The sequence below is a fragment of the Pseudoalteromonas arctica A 37-1-2 genome (assembly GCF_000238395.3).
GTDB lineage: Bacteria > Pseudomonadota > Gammaproteobacteria > Enterobacterales > Alteromonadaceae > Pseudoalteromonas > Pseudoalteromonas arctica.
The window spans coordinates 213,447-235,816 of record NZ_CP011025.1 but is presented as its reverse complement, the minus strand read 5'-3'; the positions used below and the strand labels follow the sequence as shown (position 1 = coordinate 235,816).

General features: G+C 40.5%; 20 protein-coding genes. 15 read left to right on the top strand and 5 right to left on the bottom strand.

Annotation, left to right across the window (positions count from 1 at the left end; all coding sequences use genetic code 11):
* Positions 1–64: 64 nt before the first annotated feature.
* Positions 65–1,900 (bottom strand): protein-disulfide reductase DsbD, encoded by a 1,836-nt coding sequence (locus PARC_RS01075; protein ID WP_010555030.1) that lies wholly within the window; start codon positions 1,898–1,900, stop codon positions 65–67.
* Entirely contained in the window at positions 1,900–2,220 is a 321-nt protein-coding gene (gene cutA / locus PARC_RS01070) for a divalent-cation tolerance protein CutA (protein ID WP_007580036.1), read from the bottom strand. Before cutA ends, PARC_RS01075 begins: the two co-directional genes overlap by 1 nt.
* Positions 2,221–2,398: 178 nt before the next feature.
* Here cutA and PARC_RS01065 point away from each other — a divergent pair, with 178 nt between their 5' ends.
* From PARC_RS01065 to PARC_RS01035, 7 genes are all read left to right on the top strand, one after another.
* A complete protein-coding gene (locus tag PARC_RS01065; RefSeq protein ID WP_007580034.1) occupies positions 2,399–2,875 on the top strand; it encodes an FxsA family protein in 477 nt (158 codons plus the stop codon).
* A gap of 110 nt (positions 2,876–2,985) precedes the next feature.
* On the top strand, positions 2,986–3,273 hold the full coding sequence (locus PARC_RS01060; protein WP_007580032.1) for a co-chaperone GroES: 288 nt from the start codon (positions 2,986–2,988) through the stop codon (positions 3,271–3,273).
* A gap of 48 nt (positions 3,274–3,321) precedes the next feature.
* Positions 3,322–4,968 carry a chaperonin GroEL gene (gene groL, locus PARC_RS01055; protein WP_007580030.1) on the top strand — a complete coding sequence of 549 codons (1,647 nt, stop codon included), beginning with the start codon at positions 3,322–3,324 and terminating at the stop codon, positions 4,966–4,968.
* A gap of 194 nt (positions 4,969–5,162) precedes the next feature.
* Complete coding sequence (gene rnk, locus PARC_RS01050) at positions 5,163–5,576, top strand: nucleoside diphosphate kinase regulator (RefSeq protein WP_010555031.1); 414 nt, start codon at positions 5,163–5,165, stop codon at positions 5,574–5,576.
* Between the two features lie 201 nt (positions 5,577–5,777).
* Positions 5,778–6,191 (top strand): VOC family protein, encoded by a 414-nt coding sequence (locus PARC_RS01045; protein WP_010555032.1) that lies wholly within the window; start codon positions 5,778–5,780, stop codon positions 6,189–6,191.
* Between the two features lie 14 nt (positions 6,192–6,205).
* Positions 6,206–7,752 (top strand): IS3 family transposase gene (locus tag PARC_RS01040; RefSeq protein WP_096058044.1). Its coding sequence is split into 2 segments (ribosomal slippage): positions 6,206–6,665 and positions 6,665–7,752, totalling 1,548 coding nucleotides; the frame shifts between segments, so codons are not numbered across the junction.
* A gap of 107 nt (positions 7,753–7,859) precedes the next feature.
* Entirely contained in the window at positions 7,860–8,297 is a 438-nt protein-coding gene (locus PARC_RS01035; protein ID WP_010554824.1) for a hypothetical protein, read from the top strand.
* A 13-nt stretch (positions 8,298–8,310) separates the two neighbouring features.
* On the opposite strand, the gene PARC_RS01030 is transcribed toward PARC_RS01035, so the two are convergent.
* Entirely contained in the window at positions 8,311–9,786 is a 1,476-nt protein-coding gene (locus PARC_RS01030; protein ID WP_010554823.1) for a bifunctional ADP-dependent NAD(P)H-hydrate dehydratase/NAD(P)H-hydrate epimerase, read from the bottom strand.
* Between the two features lie 249 nt (positions 9,787–10,035).
* Here PARC_RS01030 and gmk point away from each other — a divergent pair, with 249 nt between their 5' ends.
* The 5 genes from gmk (at position 10,036) to PARC_RS01005 (ending at position 15,448) form a co-directional block, all read left to right on the top strand.
* Positions 10,036–10,656 carry a guanylate kinase gene (gene gmk / locus PARC_RS01025; RefSeq protein WP_010554822.1) on the top strand — a complete coding sequence of 207 codons (621 nt, stop codon included), beginning with the start codon at positions 10,036–10,038 and terminating at the stop codon, positions 10,654–10,656.
* Between the two features lie 125 nt (positions 10,657–10,781).
* Positions 10,782–11,057, top strand: coding sequence for a DNA-directed RNA polymerase subunit omega (rpoZ, locus tag PARC_RS01020; protein ID WP_007378835.1), 276 nt, complete (start codon positions 10,782–10,784; stop codon positions 11,055–11,057).
* A 122-nt stretch (positions 11,058–11,179) separates the two neighbouring features.
* Positions 11,180–13,285, top strand: a complete 2,106-nt coding sequence (gene spoT / locus PARC_RS01015) for a bifunctional GTP diphosphokinase/guanosine-3',5'-bis pyrophosphate 3'-pyrophosphohydrolase (RefSeq protein ID WP_007580016.1) — start codon at positions 11,180–11,182, stop codon at positions 13,283–13,285.
* 12 nt (positions 13,286–13,297) lie between these two features.
* Positions 13,298–13,690 carry a deaminase RidA gene (gene ridA / locus PARC_RS01010; protein WP_007580015.1) on the top strand — a complete coding sequence of 131 codons (393 nt, stop codon included), beginning with the start codon at positions 13,298–13,300 and terminating at the stop codon, positions 13,688–13,690.
* Positions 13,691–13,840: 150 nt separating this feature from the next.
* Entirely contained in the window at positions 13,841–15,448 is a 1,608-nt protein-coding gene (locus PARC_RS01005) for a flagellar assembly protein A (RefSeq protein WP_010554821.1), read from the top strand.
* Between the two features lie 39 nt (positions 15,449–15,487).
* Here the strand turns inward: PARC_RS01005 and asnA are convergent, their stop codons facing one another.
* Complete coding sequence (asnA, locus tag PARC_RS01000) at positions 15,488–16,483, bottom strand: aspartate--ammonia ligase (RefSeq protein WP_010554820.1); 996 nt, start codon at positions 16,481–16,483, stop codon at positions 15,488–15,490.
* A gap of 197 nt (positions 16,484–16,680) precedes the next feature.
* Here asnA and asnC point away from each other — a divergent pair, with 197 nt between their 5' ends.
* Genes asnC through recG form a run of 3 tightly spaced genes read left to right on the top strand, consistent with a single transcriptional unit; the run spans position 16,681 to position 20,007 of the window.
* Entirely contained in the window at positions 16,681–17,139 is a 459-nt protein-coding gene (gene asnC, locus PARC_RS00995) for a transcriptional regulator AsnC (RefSeq protein WP_002958822.1), read from the top strand.
* A 41-nt stretch (positions 17,140–17,180) separates the two neighbouring features.
* Positions 17,181–17,867 (top strand): tRNA (guanosine(18)-2'-O)-methyltransferase TrmH, encoded by a 687-nt coding sequence (gene trmH / locus PARC_RS00990; protein WP_007580009.1) that lies wholly within the window; start codon positions 17,181–17,183, stop codon positions 17,865–17,867.
* A gap of 58 nt (positions 17,868–17,925) precedes the next feature.
* Complete coding sequence (gene recG, locus PARC_RS00985; RefSeq protein WP_010554819.1) at positions 17,926–20,007, top strand: ATP-dependent DNA helicase RecG; 2,082 nt, start codon at positions 17,926–17,928, stop codon at positions 20,005–20,007.
* 160 nt (positions 20,008–20,167) lie between these two features.
* Here the strand turns inward: recG and PARC_RS00980 are convergent, their stop codons facing one another.
* The gene (locus PARC_RS00980; RefSeq protein ID WP_010554818.1) at positions 20,168–22,300 is read right to left on the bottom strand and encodes an alpha-galactosidase; all 2,133 of its coding nucleotides are present in this window, start codon (positions 22,298–22,300) and stop codon (positions 20,168–20,170) included.
* Between the last annotated feature and the right edge of the window lie 70 nt (positions 22,301–22,370).

The window sequence follows — 22,370 nt, the reverse complement described above, 5'->3', positions numbered from 1 at the left end:
GGTACAAATATAAGAAGAATTAAGAAGGTGCCACTTAGTCAATTCAAGTGGCACTATTGCACTATTATTGTGCGCTGGCGCGCACAACTGCTAGGTGTTTAGCAAAGTCCTCAGCATTTAAAAAGCCCGTTACGCGCTGCGTACTAAGCTCTTGTCCTTGAGTATTAAAAAACAAAATACTAGGTAAACCAAACACCGTGTACTCTTCCATTAGCTCAATTGTTTTATTATCACTCTCAGTTAAATCAATTTGAATAAGTTGATACTGGCTAAACTCACTTTGCACTTTGGCATCAGGGAAGGTGTAATGTTCAAACTCTTTACACGCCACACACCAGTCGGCATATAAATCGACCATAACCATTCGACCTTCGTCGTTTGCTTGTGCAACTGCTTCTTTTAGTTCTGCTAAATCAGCAACCTGTTTAAATTCATTATTTTGTGAGCTTACCTGTACTGTTTGTACTTGTACTGGCCAAAAGTAGTTTTTAGTCAACGTAAAGCCAGTAATAACTAATAGAGTTGCAGCAAACCATAATGCAGTTTTTAACTTGCTTTGTGTTTGGCTACTTTGCCAATGATGTAAGTACAGTGCTGTTGCTAATGCAAGCACACCTGCCATTAATAATATAATGTCGGCGCTGATTAGTCGCTCAAGTAATATAAGCGGCACAACGAGCATCACAAAACCAAACAAGGTTTTAACTTGCTCCATCCAACCACCCGCTTTAGGCAGCAATTTACCGCCAGATGTACCAAGTAATAACAATGGCAATCCCATACCCAAACTGAGCACGTACAGAGTTAAACCACCTACTAAGTAATCACCACTTTGCGCTACAAATAAGAGCGCCGCCGACAGTGGCGCAGTAGTACAAGGTGATGCTATTAAGCCCGAAAGTACACCCATTAAAAATACGCCAACGTAGTTGCCGCCTTTTTGGTTGTTACTTACTTGGGTTAGCTTGCTCATCATACTGCTTGGCAGTTTAATTTCGTACCAACCAAACATCGACATAGCCAATAATACAAATAATAAACTAAAGCTGATTAACACAAATGGATGCTGTAAATACCCCTGCACTTGCCCACCAAGCGCAGCAACAACTAAGCCAAGCGCTGCATAGGTAACTGCCATACCTTGTATATATACAAACGACAACGCAAACGCTTTTTTAGTTGAAAGGTTTTGCTGACCCGCAATTAAGCTCGACAAAATAGGAAACATTGGAAATACGCATGGCGTAAAAGCAAGGCCTACACCAACAGCAAAAAATATGAGTAAATTAGTTATTAAACTCTGACTGGCTAATTGCTCAGTAAAAGTCAGTTCTTTTTCGGTATCATCCGAATTTGTTGTAGGTTCAGTCGTTGGCTCGTTGAGTGCTGCAAATGTACTTTGCGCTGTTGCCGCTTCATCTGTAGCGCTATTTTGATCTACATTTTTAATCTGTCCGCCACTAATTACACTAAGTGGAATGCTAATCACTTCTGGTGGATAACAAAGCCCTGCTTTTGCACAGCCCTGATAGCGAACTTTAACAACCGCTCCCTCAGTAATATTACTTAACTTACTAACAACGCTCGCGGTATTAAAAAAGACTTCTGTTTTACCAAAAAATTCATCTTCAATAATTTCGCCACTACCAGAGTCACCTACTTGGATGTTTGCACCCTTGGCAATGATTTCTATTTTCTTTTTATATAAATAATAGTCTGGTGCTATATCCCAACCTACAAACAAGGTGCTGCCTTGCTGATCAAAGTCAAATACAAACGCTTGGTCTACAGGTAAAAAAGTGTGTTGAGGAGGCCCAAGTAGATCACCAAGCACATTATTAGTCGCAGCCTTTACAGGTACGGTTAATAATGTAACCAACAATAAAAAGAAAAAACGCATTAATTCAGTACCTCGTCCATCCAATTAAAATACGCCAAATTTCCCGTAGAAACTTCTAAAACCTGAATCTCTGGCACTTCGTAGCTATGTAACTCTTTTATTGTTAGAAACACATCGTTCATTTTGTCTGATTTCGTTTTTATAAGTAGCTTAGCTTCAGTTGCTTCTGCAACTTCGCCTTCCCACATATAAATAGAGCCCATGTTAGGTAAAATATTTACACAAGCAGCTAGTTTTTTTTCTACCAACGCCCTTGCAAGTGTGCGTGCTTCTGCTTCGTCTTTGCAGGTCGTAAAAATCATTTTAAAATGCGTAGTCATTATGAACCTATACTTATTGGACAGTGTCTATCATCATAGTATCTGATAGCCGATACAATGTGTAGACGCTAAAATATCAGTAAAATGACGATACCTATGCCCTAACCTTGAAAAGAGACCTCGTCACCCTCATTAATATTTCATCAACTCTTTTGAGTGTCATTATTTAGAGAGCGCTATGTTTAGATTTTTATTTGTGTTGTTTATTATCATCCCTATTATCGAAATCGCTTTGCTGATTCAAGTAAGCGACGTGATTGGCGGATTTGCAACAATTGCACTTGTTGTTATTACTGCGATTTTAGGTGCCAAAATGGTTAAAACACAAGGTATGGGTGCGCTGCAAAACGTACAAGCGCAAATGGCGCAAGGGCAAATGCCAGCCAAAGAATTATTTACCGGAATATGCGTTGTAATTGCAGGTGTATTACTCCTTACTCCTGGCATTATGACTGACGTATTTGGGCTACTATTATTAACCCCTGCAATTCGTAACAAATTGGCTGCAGGCCTTGCTAGCCAAGCAACTGTTAGAATGAGCGCAGGCATGCAACAAGGGCCATCGCCGTTTGCTGGGCAGCAACATGCTGAACGAGAGCAAGGGCAAATGGAACGACCAACCACTATTGATGGTGAATATGAGCGAAAAGATTAAAAATTTATCGTTTTTTCTCTTGGAATTTTTCACTCTACCCCCATTAATGAATGCAAATTAGAAAAGCTTTTTTCTGTACTGTTCAGAAACTGTTAGGAGAACTAAAAAACATGAACATTCGTCCTTTACAAGATCGCGTAATCGTTAAACGTCTAGAAGAAGAAACAAAATCTGCTGGCGGTATTGTATTAACTGGCTCTGCAGCTGAAAAATCAACTCGCGGAGAAGTTGTAGCCGTAGGTAATGGTCGCGTTTTAGAAAACGGTGACGTGAGAGCGTTAGAAGTTAAAGCCGGTGACACTGTGTTATTTGGCTCATATGTTGAAAAAGTTGAAAAGATCGAAGGTCAAGAGTACCTGATCATGCGTGAAGATAATATTTTAGGCATTGTAGGCTAAACCTACTTTTCGTTTATAAACATTTAAGAATTTAGAGGAATTTAAAACATGGCAGCAAAAGAAGTACTTTTTGCAGGTGACGCACGCGCTAAAATGCTAACTGGCGTAAACATCCTGGCAAACGCAGTAAAAGTTACATTAGGTCCTAAAGGCCGTAACGTTGTACTAGATAAATCATTTGGCTCACCAGTTATCACTAAAGATGGTGTATCTGTAGCAAAAGAAATCGAACTTGAAGACAAGTTTGAGAACATGGGCGCACAAATGGTTAAAGAAGTTGCATCTAAAGCAAATGATGCAGCCGGCGATGGTACAACTACCGCTACAGTACTTGCACAGTCTATTGTTAATGAAGGCCTTAAAGCTGTTGCAGCGGGCATGAACCCAATGGATCTTAAGCGCGGCATCGACAAAGCAGTTATTGCTGCTGTTGCAGAGCTTAAAGCGTTATCTGTTCCTTGTTCTGATACTAAAGCAATTGCACAAGTAGGTACTATTTCAGCTAACTCTGATAAAGAGATTGGCGACATCATTGCACAAGCAATGGAAAAAGTAGGCCGTAACAGTGGTGTTATTACTGTAGAAGAAGGTCAATCACTTGAAAACGAACTAGATGTTGTTGAAGGCATGCAGTTTGACCGTGGTTACTTATCTCCTTACTTTATCAACAGCCCAGAAAAAGGTACTGTTGAACTAGATAACCCATTTATTCTACTTGTAGATAAAAAAATATCTAACATCCGCGAATTATTACCAACATTAGAAGCGGTTGCTAAAGCAAGCAAACCACTACTAATCATCGCAGAAGACCTTGAAGGCGAAGCACTAGCTACATTAGTAGTTAATAACATGCGCGGTATTGTTAAAGTATCAGCAGTTAAAGCACCTGGTTTTGGCGACCGTCGTAAAGCAATGCTACAAGATATCGCTGTATTAACTGGCGGTACTGTAATTTCTGAAGAAATCGGCTTAGAGCTTGAAAAAGCAACAGTTGAAGACCTAGGTACAGCTAAGCGCGTAATTATCACTAAAGATGATACAACAATCATTGATGGTGCTGGTGAAGAAGCGGGTATTAGCGGTCGTGTTTCACAAATTAAAGCACAAATCGAAGAAGCAACATCAGACTACGATAAAGAGAAACTACAAGAGCGCATGGCTAAACTAGCTGGCGGTGTTGCAGTAATCAAAGTAGGTGCTGCTACTGAAATGGAAATGAAAGAGAAAAAAGACCGCGTTGAAGATGCATTAAATGCAACTCGTGCAGCGGTTGAAGAAGGCGTAGTACCTGGCGGCGGCGTTGCACTTGTACGTGCAGCTAGCAAGCTGGTAGATTTAGTTGGCGACAACGAAGATCAAAACCACGGTATTAAAGTTGCACTTCGTGCAATGGAAGCACCACTTCGTCAAATCGTAACTAACGCTGGCGAAGAAGCATCAGTTGTAATTAACGCAGTTAAAGGCGGCGACGGTAACTTTGGTTACAACGCAGCAACTGGCGAATACAACGACATGATTGAAATGGGTATCCTAGATCCAACTAAAGTAACACGCTCTGCATTACAGTTTGCAGGGTCTATTGCGGGTCTAATGATCACTACTGAAGCAATGGTAGCTGAAATCCCAAAAGATGAAGCTGGTGGCGCTGATATGGGTGGCATGGGCGGAATGGGTGGTATGGGCGGAATGATGTAAATCATCCCCTAAACACCTAGCTCAAATAAAAACCCAGCTTCGGCTGGGTTTTTAGCTATTGGGCACAAATAAAGTAAAAGCCACAGGTGTGGCTAATTAATAAAATGACTTCGCGTATCCCTTTGCTTCTTAAATGCATGCCAAGCCATACTCAGAGTTAATTTTATTTATTAAAAATTATTAAGGATATTAAGATGAATAAAAAACCTGAACTGATCATCTCATCACTCGATGCAGATAGATTGTATGACTTAATGGAATCATTGCCTGCAGGTAGCTTTGCTAATAAAGAAGAATTGGAAGCTGAACTGGCACGAGCTACAATAGTCGAACCTAAAGATATGCCATCGTCAGTTGTAACGATGAACTCAACTGTAAACTTTATTGTTGAGTCTTCTAAAGAAGAATTTACGTTAACCTTGGTGTACCCAAAGAACAGTGACTCTAGCGGCGATAAAATATCGATATTATCACCTGTTGGTAGCGCATTACTTGGGCTAAACCAAGGCGACGAAATTGAGTGGCCTAAACCGAGTGGCGGCTTAATAAAGGTAAAAATAAAAGAAGTAACCTATCAACCAGAACGTGCTGGTGAATTACACAGATAAACACTTTATGCACTTAGTACTAAAAAATCGATTTAAAGTAAACCCAGCCTCAGCTGGGTTTTGCTTTTTATTATAAAGCAGATTGATACTGTTTAATTTATACCTATAACTAAGTTGCATACTGCGGGCATATACCCTGCGTAATCGTTTACTAAATATGATAAAAAGCACATTTATTTAATAGTACGGAGTGAGCTAAACATGACTAACGTTCAACAGCATATCGGCAGCATTGCATTAGTTGTTAAAGACTACGACGATGCCGTTGAGTTTTATACTCAAAAGCTAAATTTTGAATTAGTTGAGGATACTGATTTAGGAGAGGGTAAACGCTGGGTGTTAATTTCACCTCCAAATTCAAACGGGACTTGTTCAAATGGGACTAATTCGAGCAGGACTAATCTACTGCTTGCTAAAGCCACAACGCCCGAACAGATAAGTGCTATTGGTAATCAAACGGGTGGTCGCGTGTTTTTATTTTTGCATACCAATGACTTTTGGCGAGATTATAATTTAATGCTTTTTAAAGGCGTTACATTTAACGAAGAGCCTAGAGTAGAACCCTATGGCACCGTAGCCCCCTGTGTCAGGATAGTTGTCGCCTCTAACTTTTAATAGAGGCAGATAAAATGAGACGTCGATTTACACAAGAATTTAAAGTTCAAGCTGTTGAAAAAGCATTATCTCAATGTGATGATGTTCGCCTAGAAGATATTGCACTTGATTTAGGCATCGGTTATTCAACCTTGCAACGTTGGATAGCGCTTGCTAAAAACCATGAACTTGAAACGGACTATACAGGCAGCCAAATGACATCAGAAAAACGACCACAAGACTGGGATCTTGAAGAAAGACTTAACGCAATTATTGAATGTGGACGTTTGGATGACACAGCCGTTAATGAATACTGCCGTAGTAAAGGGCTTTACCCACATCATATCGAGCAGTGGAAGAAAAATTTTGCTAAAGGGCCTTCAACGAAGCCCGTAAAATCAGACAGTAAACAGCTCAAACAAGAAATTAAGCAGCTTCAAAAAGAGCTTAATCGTAAAGACAAAGCGTTAGCAGAAACAGCCGCCTTACTCGTACTCAAAAAAAAAGCCGATGCGCTCTGGGGTTTCAACGAGGACGATTAACCAGCTCAACTGAGCGTCATGAATTGATAAAGCTCATTACCGACGCGCAGAAATCAGGGGCAAGGCAAGAAAAAGCATGTGAGTTACTTGGTCTAACGGCAAGAACAATTCAACGCTGGATTGAAGCTGATGATATGACAGATAAGCGAACAAGTACGATAAAGCGACCACCTAACAGGCTAACTGAATTAGAGCAACAGCGTATAATTAAGACTGTTAATTCAATAGAATATGGACATTTACCACCCAGCAAGATAGTCCCTAAACTATTGGATAAAGATGTGTGGATAGCATCAGAAAGCTCGTTTTATCGCGTTATGAAATCGCATAAATTATTAACACACAGAGAAAAAGTTAAACCAAATAAAAAGATAAAAAAGCCAAAAGCGCTCAGGGCAACACGTGTAAACGAAATTTATACATGGGATATCACGTATTTGCCAACAGCTGTTAAAGGTCAGTTTTTATACTTATATTTAGTGATGGATATTTATAGTCGAAAAATAGTTGGTTGGCAGGTTCATGACACACAACTAAGCACACTGGCGGCTGATTTAATGGTAGATATTTGCAGGCGAGAGCAGGTAAAGCCTGAGCAAGTCACACTGCACTCGGATAATGGCAGTCCAATGAAAGGGGCAACGTTATTAGCGACATTGCAGGAGTTAGGTATTGTTCCTTCATTTAGCCGACCGTCTGTGAGTAATGATAATCCTTATTCTGAATCGCTATTTAAGACGTTAAAGTATCGCCCGGAATACCCTGAGAAAGCCTTTGAAAGCATGGGTAGCGCAAGAAAGTGGGTTAGCGGATTTGTTGATTGGTACAACGATGAGCACTTGCACAGCGGTATTAAATTTGTCACGCCAAACCAGCGTCATTTAGGATTAGATAAAGCGATACTAGCGAAACGTCATCAGGTAAATGAAATGGCGAAATTACAGAACCCAAGTCGTTGGTCAGGAAAATCTCGAGATTGGACAATGATCAATGAAGTAAATTTAAATCCAGAAAAAAAAGAAGCAATGCGGGCGGCATAAAATTTAACTTGATGCGACAACTAACTTGAAAAACTCCGGTAGTGGTTTTTGAAGACTTATATGGTACAAAATGGGATTTACTGCAGCTTAATAATCAGTGAGATAAAATGCTGTTAAATATAAAAGCAAAATTTTTATTAAGTGCGGGAGTTATTGCATCTGCAGCGGCTGCATGGCATTTACTTAGTATATGGGGTGGCACTAGTTGGTTTATATTTGCTCGCGCCCCAATACAAATAATAGAATCATCACAGCAAGGTACATTCCTTGCGCCTTTAGGTAGTATTGCAATAGCTGGGCTCATGTTTGCCTGTACTGCATTTGCCTTATCAGCAATCGGCTTAGTGCGTAACATAGTACTTACTAGAACCGCTTTAATTGCTATTGCAACCTTGTGTATCATACGAAGCTTAATAATTATCCCTGCATTAATACGAGCCGATACGTGGAATATTATAGCGAGCAGTGTTTGGCTTTATGTAGGTGTATGCTTTTTAGTGGGTGCAATAACGTTCCACAATTTAAAGCCGAACACTGATAGTTGAGTGACGCTTAAACTCACGTCACTTTATTAACTAACTCTCTTACAATTGCGAATAAATCACTGGGTAGCATTCCCCTTTGCCCGTCTCGCTCACTTGCGATATCACCGGCTTTAGCATGCAGTGTTACACCATAGCGTGCTGCTTCATCAATAGTTAAACCTTGAGCAAGTAAGGCACCAATAATACCAGTAAGTACATCGCCACTGCCGCCAACGGCCAATGCCGGGTTGCCATCTTCACATACCCACGTGTGCTGGGCATTATCTATTAATGTTCCCGCGCCTTTTAATACACAAGTCGCGGTATAGCGCTTGGAGCAAAGACGAGCATAGTTAAAACGATCAGATTCGATTTCGCTGGTGCTAACACTTAGCAGTCGCGAAGCTTCGCCGGGATGTGGAGTAAGTACGCATTGCTCTAACGTGTATGATGAAGCTTGCTTAGCCAGTAAATTAAGGGCATCTGCATCTATAACCAATGGCATTTTATTGTTTTGGCAATATTGCATTACTTCATCGAATGTTTGTTGTGCCCACTCGTCTTGCCCAAGCCCTGGGCCAATAACAACGCAGCTTGCCCACTCTAGCGCTTGATGTAAGTTATTACTGCTTACCATAAGTTCTGGTCTGCCAATACTAATAGGCGTTATTGAGCTTTCGTGTGTATACACTCTTACCATGCCAGCACCCGTTCTAAGAGCTGCTTCACTACTTAACCTAATTGCACCTGCAGTACCTTGATTGCCACCAACACATAAAAGTTTACCGTGGCTTCCTTTGTGACTATTGATTGCCCGCGTGGCTATTCCTTTAAAGCTATTGATATTAACAAGGGTTCCTGAAGATTGAGCGATAGAAGTAAACGCATCACCAATTGCTAAATCATCAAATACTAACTTACCGCTATATTGTTTACCTGCCGTCGTTGTGAGCCCTTGCTTTATACCTATAAAAGTAACGGTTGAAGTCGCTTGTACTGCGCACCCTAAAGGCTGTCCTGTATTTGCTTCAATGCCTGATGGAATATCAATGCTTATTACGGGCTTATCACTGTTATTTACAGCTTTTATTATATTCGCAAAATTATCGCGCACTGCGTTTTTAAGGCCAGTACCAAGGAGCGCATCAATAACTATATCGCACTCATTAAGAGCATCTTTTGTAAAATGAAAAACCACCCCACCCGCTTCTACCCATAGCTGCTGCGCTTTTGCAGCATCACCTTTTAATGTTTTTTCGGGTTCAGCAGCACATACTGTTACATTTTTACCTGATTGCTTGATCAGCCTAGCTACAATGTAACCGTCTCCAGCATTGTTACCATGGCCAACAATGACTAATGTATGCTGTGCATCAAATAGCTGCCATTGCTTATATACAGCCTCTCCTGCTCGCTGCATTAGGGTAAATAAATCGCAATGACTATTTTTAGCCGCTAAAGCTTCACTATCTCTTACTTGTTGTGCGGTAAATAAGGTTTTATTAAGCATAAAGGCTCCTTTAATAGGTGATACTTCACCTTATCAAATACTTATATCTAGCGGCTAGTTCCGTTGACAATTTTAAACTGCAATTTTATTTAAAATCTAACTTAGCAAAATACTCCCAAGCCAATTTGGACATGACCAACATGAGTACGACTAACTTGAGCAAGGTGAGCTAATTAAAGTACAATATAATTAATTAAAGGCTTGGCTTACTTGTAACCCAAGCCTGTTTATTTTTAGGTAGAGAAAAACATGGCACAAACTCGCGGTAACTTATTTATTTTGTCAGCCCCTTCTGGTGCTGGTAAATCAAGCTTAATCAATGCGTTATTAAAAAAACACGCTGACATGAAAGTATCTGTATCACATACAACTCGCGCCCCTCGCCCAGGTGAAGAAAATGGCGTGCATTATCACTTTGTATCTACAGACGAATTTAAAGCGCTTATTGCCAAAGATGACTTTTTTGAATGGGCTCAAGTATTCGATAATTACTACGGCACATCAAAGCAGGCTATTGAGTCGCAACTTGATGCGGGTATTGATGTGTTTTTAGATATTGATTGGCAAGGCGCTCAGCAAGTGCGCAAAATTATGCCAAGCGTACAAACTATTTTTATTCTACCGCCTTCAAAAGAAGAATTAGAACAACGCTTAAATAACCGTGGCCAAGATTCGGCTGAAGTTATTGCCTCTCGTATGGCAAAAGCACAATCTGAAACATCACATTATAACGAATACGACTTTGTAATTGTTAATGATGACTTTGAGAGCGCACTTGGCGACATAGAAATGATTGTAATGGCTCAACGCTTAACACTAAAAGCGCAAGAAGATCGTCATCAAGTTTTACTAAATAGTCTGCTTAAATAATTTAAGCCTACTTAAATTAGGCTTAGGCAAGTAAAACTGATAAAAATTGAACACTGGCTATTGGCGAAAGTGGCTCCTTGGAGTAAACTACGTCTTTGCTTTTAAATTATTTTTGGAGTGCTGTGATGGCCCGCGTAACAGTTGAAGATGCAGTAGATGCAGTTGGTAATCGTTTTGACTTAATTTTAGTTGCGGCTCGTCGTGCCCGCCAAATTGCTGTTGGTGGTAAAACTCCACTAGTAGACCCTGAAAACGATAAGCCAACGGTAGTTGCTTTACGTGAAATTGAATTAGGTTTAGTTGATAGCGCTTCAATGGACTTAATTGACCGTGAAGAACAACAACACCAAGAAGCAGCAGAATTAGCTGCTGTTGCTGCCATTGTTGGTGGCAACCAATAATCGACCTCCCGGTCTGATTTAGCCAACGGCGCAGTATTTCTACTATAGCCGTTGGCAATCCTTTCATTTCATCGTATATTCGTAGCTTACCTAATTTGCTTCACTAGAACATTGGAGTGTGAATGTATCTTTTTGAAGGTCTTAAAAAGAAAATTTCAGAATACTTGCCCGCTGCTGATGTAGAGCTGGTTCAAAAATCTTACGTGGTAGCCCGAGAGGCCCATGAAGGACAAACTCGCTCAAGTGGCGAACCTTACATAACTCATCCAGTAGAAGTAACCCAAATTCTTGCAGGCATGCATCTTGACCATGAAACGCTCATGGCCGCGCTAATGCATGATGTAATTGAAGATACTGATTTTAGCCAACAAGATTTAGCCGAAATTTTTGGCGAAACTGTGGCAGAACTCGTTGAAGGTGTAAGTAAGCTCGATAAGCTCAGCTTTAAAGATAAAAAAGAATTCCAAGCTGAAAACTACCGCAAAATGATTATGGCAATGACTCAGGATATTCGAGTTATTTTAATCAAGCTTGCTGATAGAACGCACAATATGCGTACTTTAGGGGCACTGCGCCCAGATAAGCGCCGCAGAATAGCACGTGAAACGCTTGAGATTTACGCGCCAATAGCAAACCGCTTAGGTATTCACGATATTAAAAATGAGCTTGAAGACTTAGGTTTTCAAGCTTTATATCCTATGCGTCATCGCGCACTTAAATCTGAAGTAGCTAAAGCACGTGGTAATCGCAAAGAAGTTATCACTAATATCCAACATGAAATAGAAGCACGTCTTGAAGAGTCAGGCATTAAAGCGACTGTGTCAGGCCGTGAGAAACATTTATATAGTATTTATAAAAAAATGCTTAATAAAGAACTGCTATTTAACGAAGTTATGGATATTTACGCGTTTAGAATTGCAGTTGATTCTATGGATACGTGTTATCGCGTATTAGGTGTGGCTCATAGTCTTTATAAGCCTATAGAAACACGCTTTAAAGACTATATTGCAGTGCCTAAAACTAATGGTTACCAATCGCTTCATACTTCATTAGTTGGCCCACACGGAATACCTGTTGAGATTCAAATTCGTACTCACGATATGGATCAGATGGCCGACAAAGGTGTAGCGGCGCACTGGATGTATAAAAAATCAGGTGATGGTGCCGGTAATACTTCGCAGCAACGTGCTCGCCAATGGATGCAAAGCTTATTAGAGCTTCAGCAAAGTGCGGGTTCATCGTTTGAATTTATTGAAAACGTAAAAACTGAGCTATTCCCAGAAGAAATTTACGTATTTACACCTGATGGTCGTATTGTTGAGCTACCAATGGGCGCTACCGCAGTCGATTTTGCGTATGCTGTTCATACTGATGTAGGCAACACTTGTGTAGGCGCTCGCGTTAATCGCAAGCCACATCCTTTAAGTAGGCCATTAGATACAGGGCAAACCATAGAGATAATAACAAGCTCAGGTGCCCACCCTAATGCAACATGGCTAAACTTTATTGTTACTGGTAAAGCACGCTTAGGTGTTCGTAATTACCTTAGAAGCCAGCATCATGAAGAGGCTATGCTTTTAGGGCGTCGTTTACTTGATTCGGCATTAGGCGAAAACAAACTAGATAGCATTGCTGATGAAAATATAGCGAGAGTACTTGAAGAGCACGAACTAACTACGCTTCTTGAATTACTTGTAGAAATTGGCTCTGGTAACTTAATGAGTATGTTAATTGCCAAGCGCTTATTGCAAAATGACAATGACGATTTAACTGATATAACAAGCCAAGCTAAAGCGACCATTATTGGTACTGAAGGCATGTTAGTGAATTACTCTAAGTGTTGCCGACCTGTACCAGGCGATGCCATTACGGCTCATATAAGCCAAGGTAAGGGCCTGACCGTTCACCGCCAAGAATGTAAAAATATTCGTGGTTGGGAAAATGAGCGTTCTAAATACTTAGTTGTAAAATGGGACGATAACCCAGAAAAAGAATATATTGCAGCTCTGAGAGTTGAAATTATTAACCATCAAGGCGCGTTAGCTAAGCTAACCAATGTTGTCGCTACAACCCAAGCCAATATTGTCGAAATTGCCACCGATGAAAAAGAAAGTAATTTATACGTGATAGATTTAGGGGTTACCGTTAAAAACCGTATCCACGTTGCTAACATTATGCGCCGCATTCGCGTTATGCCTGATGTACAAAAAGTCTATCGTAAAAAATAAAATAGGAAACACATGAATAAAGCATTTATCTCTACCGACAAAGCACCTGCAGCTATTGGCACTTACAGCCAAGCAGTTAAAGTAGGTACTGCTGTTTATTTATCTGGTCAAATTCCATTAGTTCCAGAAACGATGGAAATGATTTCAGAAGATTTTAGCGAGCAAACGCATCAAGTATTTAAAAATATTGCTGCGGTATGTGAAGAAGCAGGCGGAAAAATTCACGATTTAGTTAAAATCAATATTTACCTAACTGATCTATCTAACTTCGCCACTGTAAATGAGGTGATGAGCCAATACTTTAAACAACCTTACCCAGCTAGAGCTGCATTAGGTGTTCGTGCACTACCAAAGGGTGCACAAGTTGAAATAGACGGAATAATGGAATTACCTTCTACCAATTAAGTATTACAGGCTATAGAGCTTCTCTATAGCCTTTATTTTCGCTCCGCACTTCGTTTTATCTGACTTCTTGACTCAAAAGTAAATTTCTAGCAATCTGTAGTTGTGTTTTACAAAACAAACTTAACTTAAGTAGTGAAAAAGGATTAACTCGTGTTTAAGCTTGCAAATAATGGAAATGTTTTACTTGATGTAAAAGAACATATTCCTCCCAGCGCTGCATTTATTTTAAAGGCTCTCGAAAAGTCAGCTTTTTGCGACTGTAAAATCGATCATGACGCTATTAATGACTTTTTCAAAAATGAAAATTCTAGTCAGCCACTCGTTGTTGCAAGTAAGCACAATGCTGCATTAAACGTAACTATTAGCGACGACAAAATGCTAGCCATTGGCGAGTTAACGCTTGCCCAAGGTGGTAAATTATTAAGCTTAGAAGATGCAAAAAAACAACTCGTTAAAGCAGGAATTGTTCGTGGCTATAAACAAGCCTTTTTAGAGCAGTTACTGCAAAAGCAATTTGAAAACCCAGCGGGTTCTTTAGTTAAAGGTATATTAGCTAAAGGCAGACTCCCAAGTGATGGCTTAGCAACCAAACTAATAACAACCGTAGAGACTTTAAAAGACCGTTTAAAAGCACCCAAGCTCAAAGAAGATGGTAGTGTGGATATGCGCGACTTTGGCAAGCTTGCAAGCGTAGAACCTGGCTCTGTGCTTATTCGCCAGCAACCAGCAACTCCCGGTAAAGAAGGCTTTACCGTAATAGGTGACATACTGCCCGCAAAACCCGGAGAAAATAAACAATTAGTCGCCGGCGAAGGTACTGAAATATCAAAAATGAATCCGCTTGAGTTAGTCTCTACTATTGCTGGTGTTCCGGTTGAAATTAATAATGGTATGCGTGTCGACGATATTTTTACCATTTCAGATGTAGATGTAAAAAGCGGTCATATTGACTTTCAGGGCAGTGTTATTGTTACTCGCAATATAGACCCAGGGATGAAAGTAACTGCCAAAGGCGATATTACTATATTTGGCACGGTTGAATCAGGTGAGCTTACCGCAGGCGGAAACATCACGGTTAAACAAGGTATTATTGGCCATCAAAAAATGGATAGTAAATCACTTTCTTGCAAACTAATTGCGCTGGGTGATATTCATGTATCTCACTCACAGTATTGCTACCTAGAAGCAAATAATATTTTTATTGAGCGTCAAACGAGCCACTGTGTAATGAAAGCTAAACGCTTACTGCAAGTTGGTCAATCAGACTTACCTAAGGGTAAAATATTTGGTGGCGAAATACTTGACGCAACAACTCTCATTGCTGGCGAAATAGGGAATGAGTCAGGCGCTAAAATGATTATAAACCTAGCGGCTTCTGGCGCTGAAATAACCGCTGATACTGATAATTGCTTTAAAGATTTAGCTAAAACAGACGAGCAATTAGATACACTTCAAACCGCGCTAGAGAAAACAAGTTTAGTAGCTGATGTAGAAAAGAGGAATCTACTCATAACTAAAATTGGTGCTACTCAAAAACATTATTGCGAGCAAGCTGAGCAGTTAGAAAAACGTCTTTCAAACTTAGATCACGACTTACACGATTTACTTAGCGACGCTAATTTAGCGGTAAATTCTGTTTTGCACTCAGGTGTAGAGATTCATATTTTTGATAAAGTACTTAAAACAATCCGCAATTACCCTCCGTGCAACGTTAAACTTTTAAATAATAAAATTGAAATAGAGTTCAAAACAAGCTAATAACTGAGTGCTCTATTGAGCACTCAAATTAATTCACATTTAAAGTAGACCGCTTACCTCAGCATGTGTTTGCTGCGGCCATACACCCACTTGTACTTGGCCAATATGCTGCTTTTGTAGCAATAGCATAGCCAAGCGAGACTGCCCTATTCCACCGCCAATCGTTTGCGGAAATTTACTTTGTAGTAGCGCTTTATGCCAATCAAACTCTAAGCGGTCTTCATCTCCAGTTGTACTTAACTGCGCTTTTAAAACCTCAGGACTTACACGTATACCCATTGATGATATTTCAAATGCATCTTCAAGTACTGGGTTCCATACTAAAATATCACCATTTAAACCCATGTATTGATCGCATGTTGGCGTAGACCAATCATCGTAATCTGGGGCTCTTACATCATGGATTTTGCCATCACCAAGCGCGCCACCAATACCAATTAAAAATACAGCACCATATTCTTGTGCAATGGCTTTTTCGCGTTGCTTAGCGCTAAAGTCAGGGTACATTTTACGTAGCTCTTCACTGTGCACAAACTTAATGTCGTCCGGTAAAAAAGGCGTTAAACCATAAGACTCACTTACAAAAGTCTCTGTCTCTTTTATCCCTTTATAAATAGATTGAACAGTTTGCTTTAGTGTTGCCAGCGAACGCTCTGTGGTTTCGTTAATTACTTTTTCCCAATCCCACTGATCAACATATACAGAATGAATAGGACTTAATGAATCTTCATCTGGGCGCAAAGCCTTCATTTGAGTGTAAATACCCTCACCAACACTAAAGCCATAAGTTGCTAGTGTTTTGCGTTTCCACTTAGCCAGTGAATGCACCACTTCGTAGCGGCTATCTGTAATCGCTTTCACATTTACAGCAACTGCGTTTTCATGGCCGCTTAAGTTATCTTGCGTGCCGTCGCCAACCTTAGCCAAAATTGGGGCTTGAACCTCAACCAGCCCAAGTTGGGTTTCTAGTTGTTGTGAAAAAAATTGCTTAACTTTACTTATTTGCTGCTGTTGCTGCACATAGTGTGAACTCATAATAATTGGCCTCATTCCCAGTTATTGTTACTTGCTTAATTGATAAAAAGCGATCTAATTAACGCCCTTAATGAAGTTAATGTAACGATTTAAAGGATTAATTCAACATCCCATAACAAAAATAGCTTTAATATATAAAAACCATCAATTAAGTGGTATAAAAAGCATATATTCGATAATTTTATGACAAATATATAATGGAAAATTATTTAATCGATAATCTCGATAAACAGATACTTCATGCGTTAATGGCAAATGCCCGTACTGCGTATGCCGAATTAGCAAAAAGATTTAATGTAAGCGCAGGGACAATTCACGTAAGAATTGAAAAAATGAAGCAAGCAGGGATCATTACAGGAACGCAATTAACGATTAATACTAAACAGCTGGGCTACGATGTGTGCTGCTTTATAGGCATTAATTTAAATAACGCACGTGATTACCCGCAAACGCTTATAAAGCTAGAAGCATTGGAGGAAGTGGTAGAGGCTTATTACACAACAGGTAACTACAGCATATTTATAAAGGTAATGACAAAGTCCATTGATCACTTACAAGATGTGCTGATTAATAAAATACAGGCAATAGAAGCCATTCAGTCAACAGAAACACTTATTTCTCTACAAAATCCAATTAGCCGTACGGTAATGCCTTAACTGCAAAAATCTCGTATAATTGCCGAAAAAAGAGGATAACCATGCAGCAAACTCGCTATCAAAGAATCGAAGACGTACTTTCGCGCCGTCAAACAGACCTAACCGTGTGTTTAGAAGACGTGCACAAACACCATAACTTATCTGCAATAGTACGAAGTGCTGATGCGGTTGGTTGCCATCACGTACATGCTGTATGGCCTGAAAAGCAAAAATGGCTAACAAATAATACCTCAGGTGGCAGTAAAAACTGGCTAGAGACGCACTTACATAGAAATATTGATGATGCCGTTACTGCAATGCGTGAACGCAATCCAGAAATACAAATACTCGCAACTCATCTATCAGAAGATGCCGTTGATTTTAGAGAAGTAGATTACACCAAGCCAACGGCTATTATTGTTGGACAAGAAAAAACAGGGATCTCAGAAAAAGCCCTGGAATATGCCGATCAAAATATTATTATTCCAATGCAAGGCATGGTGCAATCGCTAAATGTTTCGGTTGCTGCTGCGCTAATATTGTTTGAAGCACAGCGTCAACGTGAGCTGGCTGGTTTATATAATAGAGATATGCTGAGCGCCGAAGTTAAGCACCCACTTTACTTTGAAGGCTGCCATCCTATTATTGCAAGGCAGTGTAAACAAAAAAAATTACCCTACCCCGCACTTGATGAAAACGGCGAAATAGTCGCTGACGAGCAATTTTGGCAAGCTTTAAAACATACTTGATGGACTAAAGCTCTGTAAGTACACTTAGCCTACTCACAAATAATAAGATTGATACACTTTGTCTAAACCTAGCTTAAATCAATACCCAATTACAGAGCTCAAAGGGGTCGGCCCAAAAATGGCTGAGCGTTTGTTAAAGCTAGGTATTTTAACTGTGCAAGATATGCTTTTTCATTTGCCACTTCGCTATGAAGATCGCACTCGCTTATACGCGATTAATGAACTGGCATTGCATAGCCATGTGAGTGTTGAAGCAACAATTGAAACAAGCCAAATTACGTTTGGTAAAAGGCGCATGCTTGTTTGCCAAATCAATGATGGTACTGGCAGGCTAACACTACGATTTTTTAATTTTACCGCCGCACAAAAAAACGCATTTAGTGCAGGTAAAATAATACGTTGTTTTGGTGAAGTGCGCCGTGGCCGTGTTGGCTTTGAAATGAGCCATCCTGAATATAGCATCAGCGATACTTCCAACGAGCAACCGGTAGCGACAACATTAACGCCCGTTTATTCAACAACCGAAGGTTTAAAGCAACTATCGATTAGAGCTTTAAGCGAACAGGCCATTGATTTACTAAATAAATACTCAGTAGAAGAACTATTGCCTTCACAGTGGCAGCCATCAAATATGCCGCTAAGTGACGCCTTATTATTACTGCACCGCCCACCAAATGATGTTGACGTAACTGCATTAGAGCAAGGTACTCACCCTGCTCAACAGCGCCTTGTATTTGAGGAGTTACTTGCTCAAAACCTCAGCTTATTAAAAGTACGAGAGCAAGGGCAACAAGTTAAAGCCGTGGCATTAAATCCGGTAAACACATTAGAAAGCCAATTTTTAGAGCAACTTCCTTTTGCACCCACAAATGCGCAAAGCCGCGTAGTTGCTGAAATTAAAGGTGACATGCAACACGCGTATCCAATGATGCGTTTAGTACAAGGCGATGTAGGCTCAGGTAAAACCCTAGTAGCAGCACTTAGTGCACTAACAGCCATTGCGCAGGGCTTTCAAGTAGCTTTAATGGCTCCTACTGAAATTTTATCAGAGCAACATGGCGTTAATTTTACAACGTGGTTTAATCAACTAGGTATAACAGTTGCTTGGCTTGGCGGTAAAACAAAAGGCAAAGAGCGCGTAGCAACACTTGAAAAAATAGCCTCTGGTGAAGCGCAAATGATTGTAGGTACTCACGCTTTATTTCAAGATGAAGTTAAGTTTAATAACTTAGTGCTTATCGTTATTGATGAACAACACCGCTTTGGTGTCCACCAGCGTTTATCACTGCGTGAAAAAGGTAAGTTTGGTGATTGTTACCCTCATCAACTAGTTATGACCGCAACACCTATCCCACGTACACTTGCTATGACCGCCTATGCCGACTTAGAAACCTCTGTGATTGACGAGCTGCCACCAGGGCGTACGCCAATCACAACAGTAGCACTTCCTGATACTCGCAGAGACGATATTATTGCCCGCGTTAAATTAGCGTGTAACGAGCAAGGCCGCCAAGTTTATTGGGTGTGTACACTTATTGATGAATCTGAAGTACTGCAATGCCAAGCCGCCGAAGACAGCGCACTGCAGTTAAAAGAAGCGCTACCAGAGCTAAACGTAGGCTTAGTACATGGCCGAATGAAATCAGCTGAAAAACAAGCCATTATGAGCGAGTTTAAAGCAGGCAATATACATGTTTTAGTTGCCACTACGGTTATTGAAGTTGGTGTAGATGTCCCTAATGCGAGCTTAATCATTATAGAAAACCCTGAGCGCTTAGGCTTAGCACAGCTGCATCAGTTACGTGGGCGAGTTGGCCGTGGCGCTACTGCATCGCATTGCGTGCTTTTATACCACGCACCACTGTCTCATACTGCTCAAAAGCGATTAGGTGTACTACGCGATAGTAACGATGGTTTTGTGATAGCAGAGCGCGATTTAGAAATTCGTGGCCCTGGTGAAGTACTCGGTACAAAACAAACAGGGTTAGCCGAGTTTAAAATTGCCGATCTTACCCGCGATAAGCACACCCTCAACCAAGTTAGACCGATTGCACAGCAAATGCTTAAGCAACACCCAGAGGTTGTTGACCCACTAATTCAACGTTGGTTGGGTAACAAGCAAAATTATGCGCAAGCGTAACCACTCTATTTTCGATACTTTTGAGTTTACTAAGTTAATTTACTAAATTAGCTTACTAAGGATATAAAAAAGCCAGCCCTAAACAATATAGAGCTGACTACTGATATCTAAGCTAAGCAATATAAAAGCGATTAGCGCCTTTTACTGCTCTTAGTTAAATTTAAGCTTTATTAAGCTCAAATATAAGCGATGTTTGCGGGAATGAAATTGGCATTTGTAAACCAAACTGCATTAGCGCTTCACCTGTAAATGTTTGACCATTTACCGCAGCAATAGAAGATGGACGATACTCCTCAAATTTTACCGGCCACACTAAATTAAGTGTGTACTGCGCATCGGCATCTAGGCCAACAAAACGAAGCTTATTAGGCGCTGTACGCGGTGTTTCGCGAACGCTATTATAGGCAAATAACGCTTTTGTTTTTTGCTCATCGATTAAACCAAAGTTAATTGATAAATCGTCGCTATCTAGGCGGTATAAATCGGCGCTATGAATAAACTCCCGATGCTCTTTGTGAAGTGCTATTGCCGCTTTAAGTGCATTGTATTCGTGATCGTTCAGTTCACGTGGGTCCATTTCGATTCCCATGTGGCCAAACATTGATACCGCAGCACGCATTTCAATACTTACATTACGCCCTGTGATATGACAATCACGTGGGCCTACGTGTGCACCCATAACCGACGATGGGAAAAAGAACGAACATCCACGCTGTATTTCAAGGCGATCAAGCGCATCGTTTGAATCTGACGTCCATACACGGTCAGTGTGTGCAAGTACGCCGTAATCTACACGTGCACCACCTGACGAACAGCTTTCTATTTCAAGCCCTGGGTGCGCCGCTTTAATACGGTCAATTAAACGATAAAGTGCTAATGTTTGCTGGTGCACTGCTGGCTTACCATCAAAATTACCCGCATGGTTAATATCGCGGTTCATATCCCATTTAATGTACTTAATAGTTGGGTATTCAACTAAAATATCGTCAATCGCTTTGTATAGGTACTCAACAACCTCAGAGCGGGTTAAATCAAGTACTAGCTGATTTCTAAAGCTTAACTGTTCGTTGTTTTGGGAGCCTAAAACCCAATCAGGATGCGCGCGGTATAAATCACTATCTGGGTTAACCATTTCTGGTTCAAACCAAATACCAAACTCCATACCTAAGCTATTCACATGATCTATAACTGGTGATAAACCATCGGGGTAAATTTTGTAATCTACTGTCCAATCACCTAAACCTGCATTGTCGCCACGGCGGCCTTTAAACCAACCATCATCAAGTACAAAACGTTCAATGCCTAACGGCGCTACTTTGTCGGCTAGTTGCTTAAGCGTATCTACGTCGTGATCAAAGTAAATGCCTTCCCATGTGTTGTAATGCACAGGGCGCGTTTTTTCACGCTGTGCTTGGCTAAGTAAATTAGCTTTAACAAAACGATGAAAATTACGAGAAAGCGCACTAAAACCTTCACTCGAAAACGAGCCATAAATGCTCGGGCTTTGATACGTTTGACCTTTAGCAAGCGTAAGCTCACCAGGAAGTAATAGCTCACCCATTTGTACATAACGACGACCTTCAGCTAAAAGCTCTGCGCGTAGTTTATTATTACCACTCCAACCTAAATGAAAGCCGTAACATTCGCCGTGCTGCTCGCCTGCATTTTCGTTATGCACTAATAAACCAGGAAATACATCGTGTGATGTTTTGCCTTTACGGTTTTCACGAACAAAACTGCCTAAGACTAAATCAACCGATTGACGTTGAAATTCATTTGACCAACGACCTTCAAAGCTCACTATTTTGCTTACGCTATCTGGCAATTGAAATGTTGGCGCGGCGCAAAAATTAACGCCCAGTGGTGAGTCACCTAAATTAGTTAATACGGTATGCGCGCTAAGTACGTCAGTGCTTTTATCAAGTGTAATGCTGTGCACGACTTCAATACCACGAAGCTTATCTACGCTTACAAATTCAAGTGTTGCGGCTGAAGGCTGACGAACTTCTTGAAGTTGTGGCCCTACTGACCATGCGATTGAATCATTTACTAGCTCAAGCCCTGGCGCACCAGTAAAGCCTTCGCCTAATAACGGAGATAGAGAAATAGGCGCTTCTTCAACCACGGCACATTTTACTTCTTGACGCGTAGCAAGCTGAGTTAGCATTGTTTCTGTTGTTTGCTCAGATAGGCGTTTACCAAAGTACAGTAACGCCGGTGTTTTGCTCTGGCAGTCGAAAATAACGGTGCTGTTTACACTGTCTAATCGATAAAATGATTTAGTGTCGGCCATGATTTTCCTATCCTCTTGTTCATTGTGTGAGTTATAAATATAACGAAAATTAGTAAGCTACACTATGTGC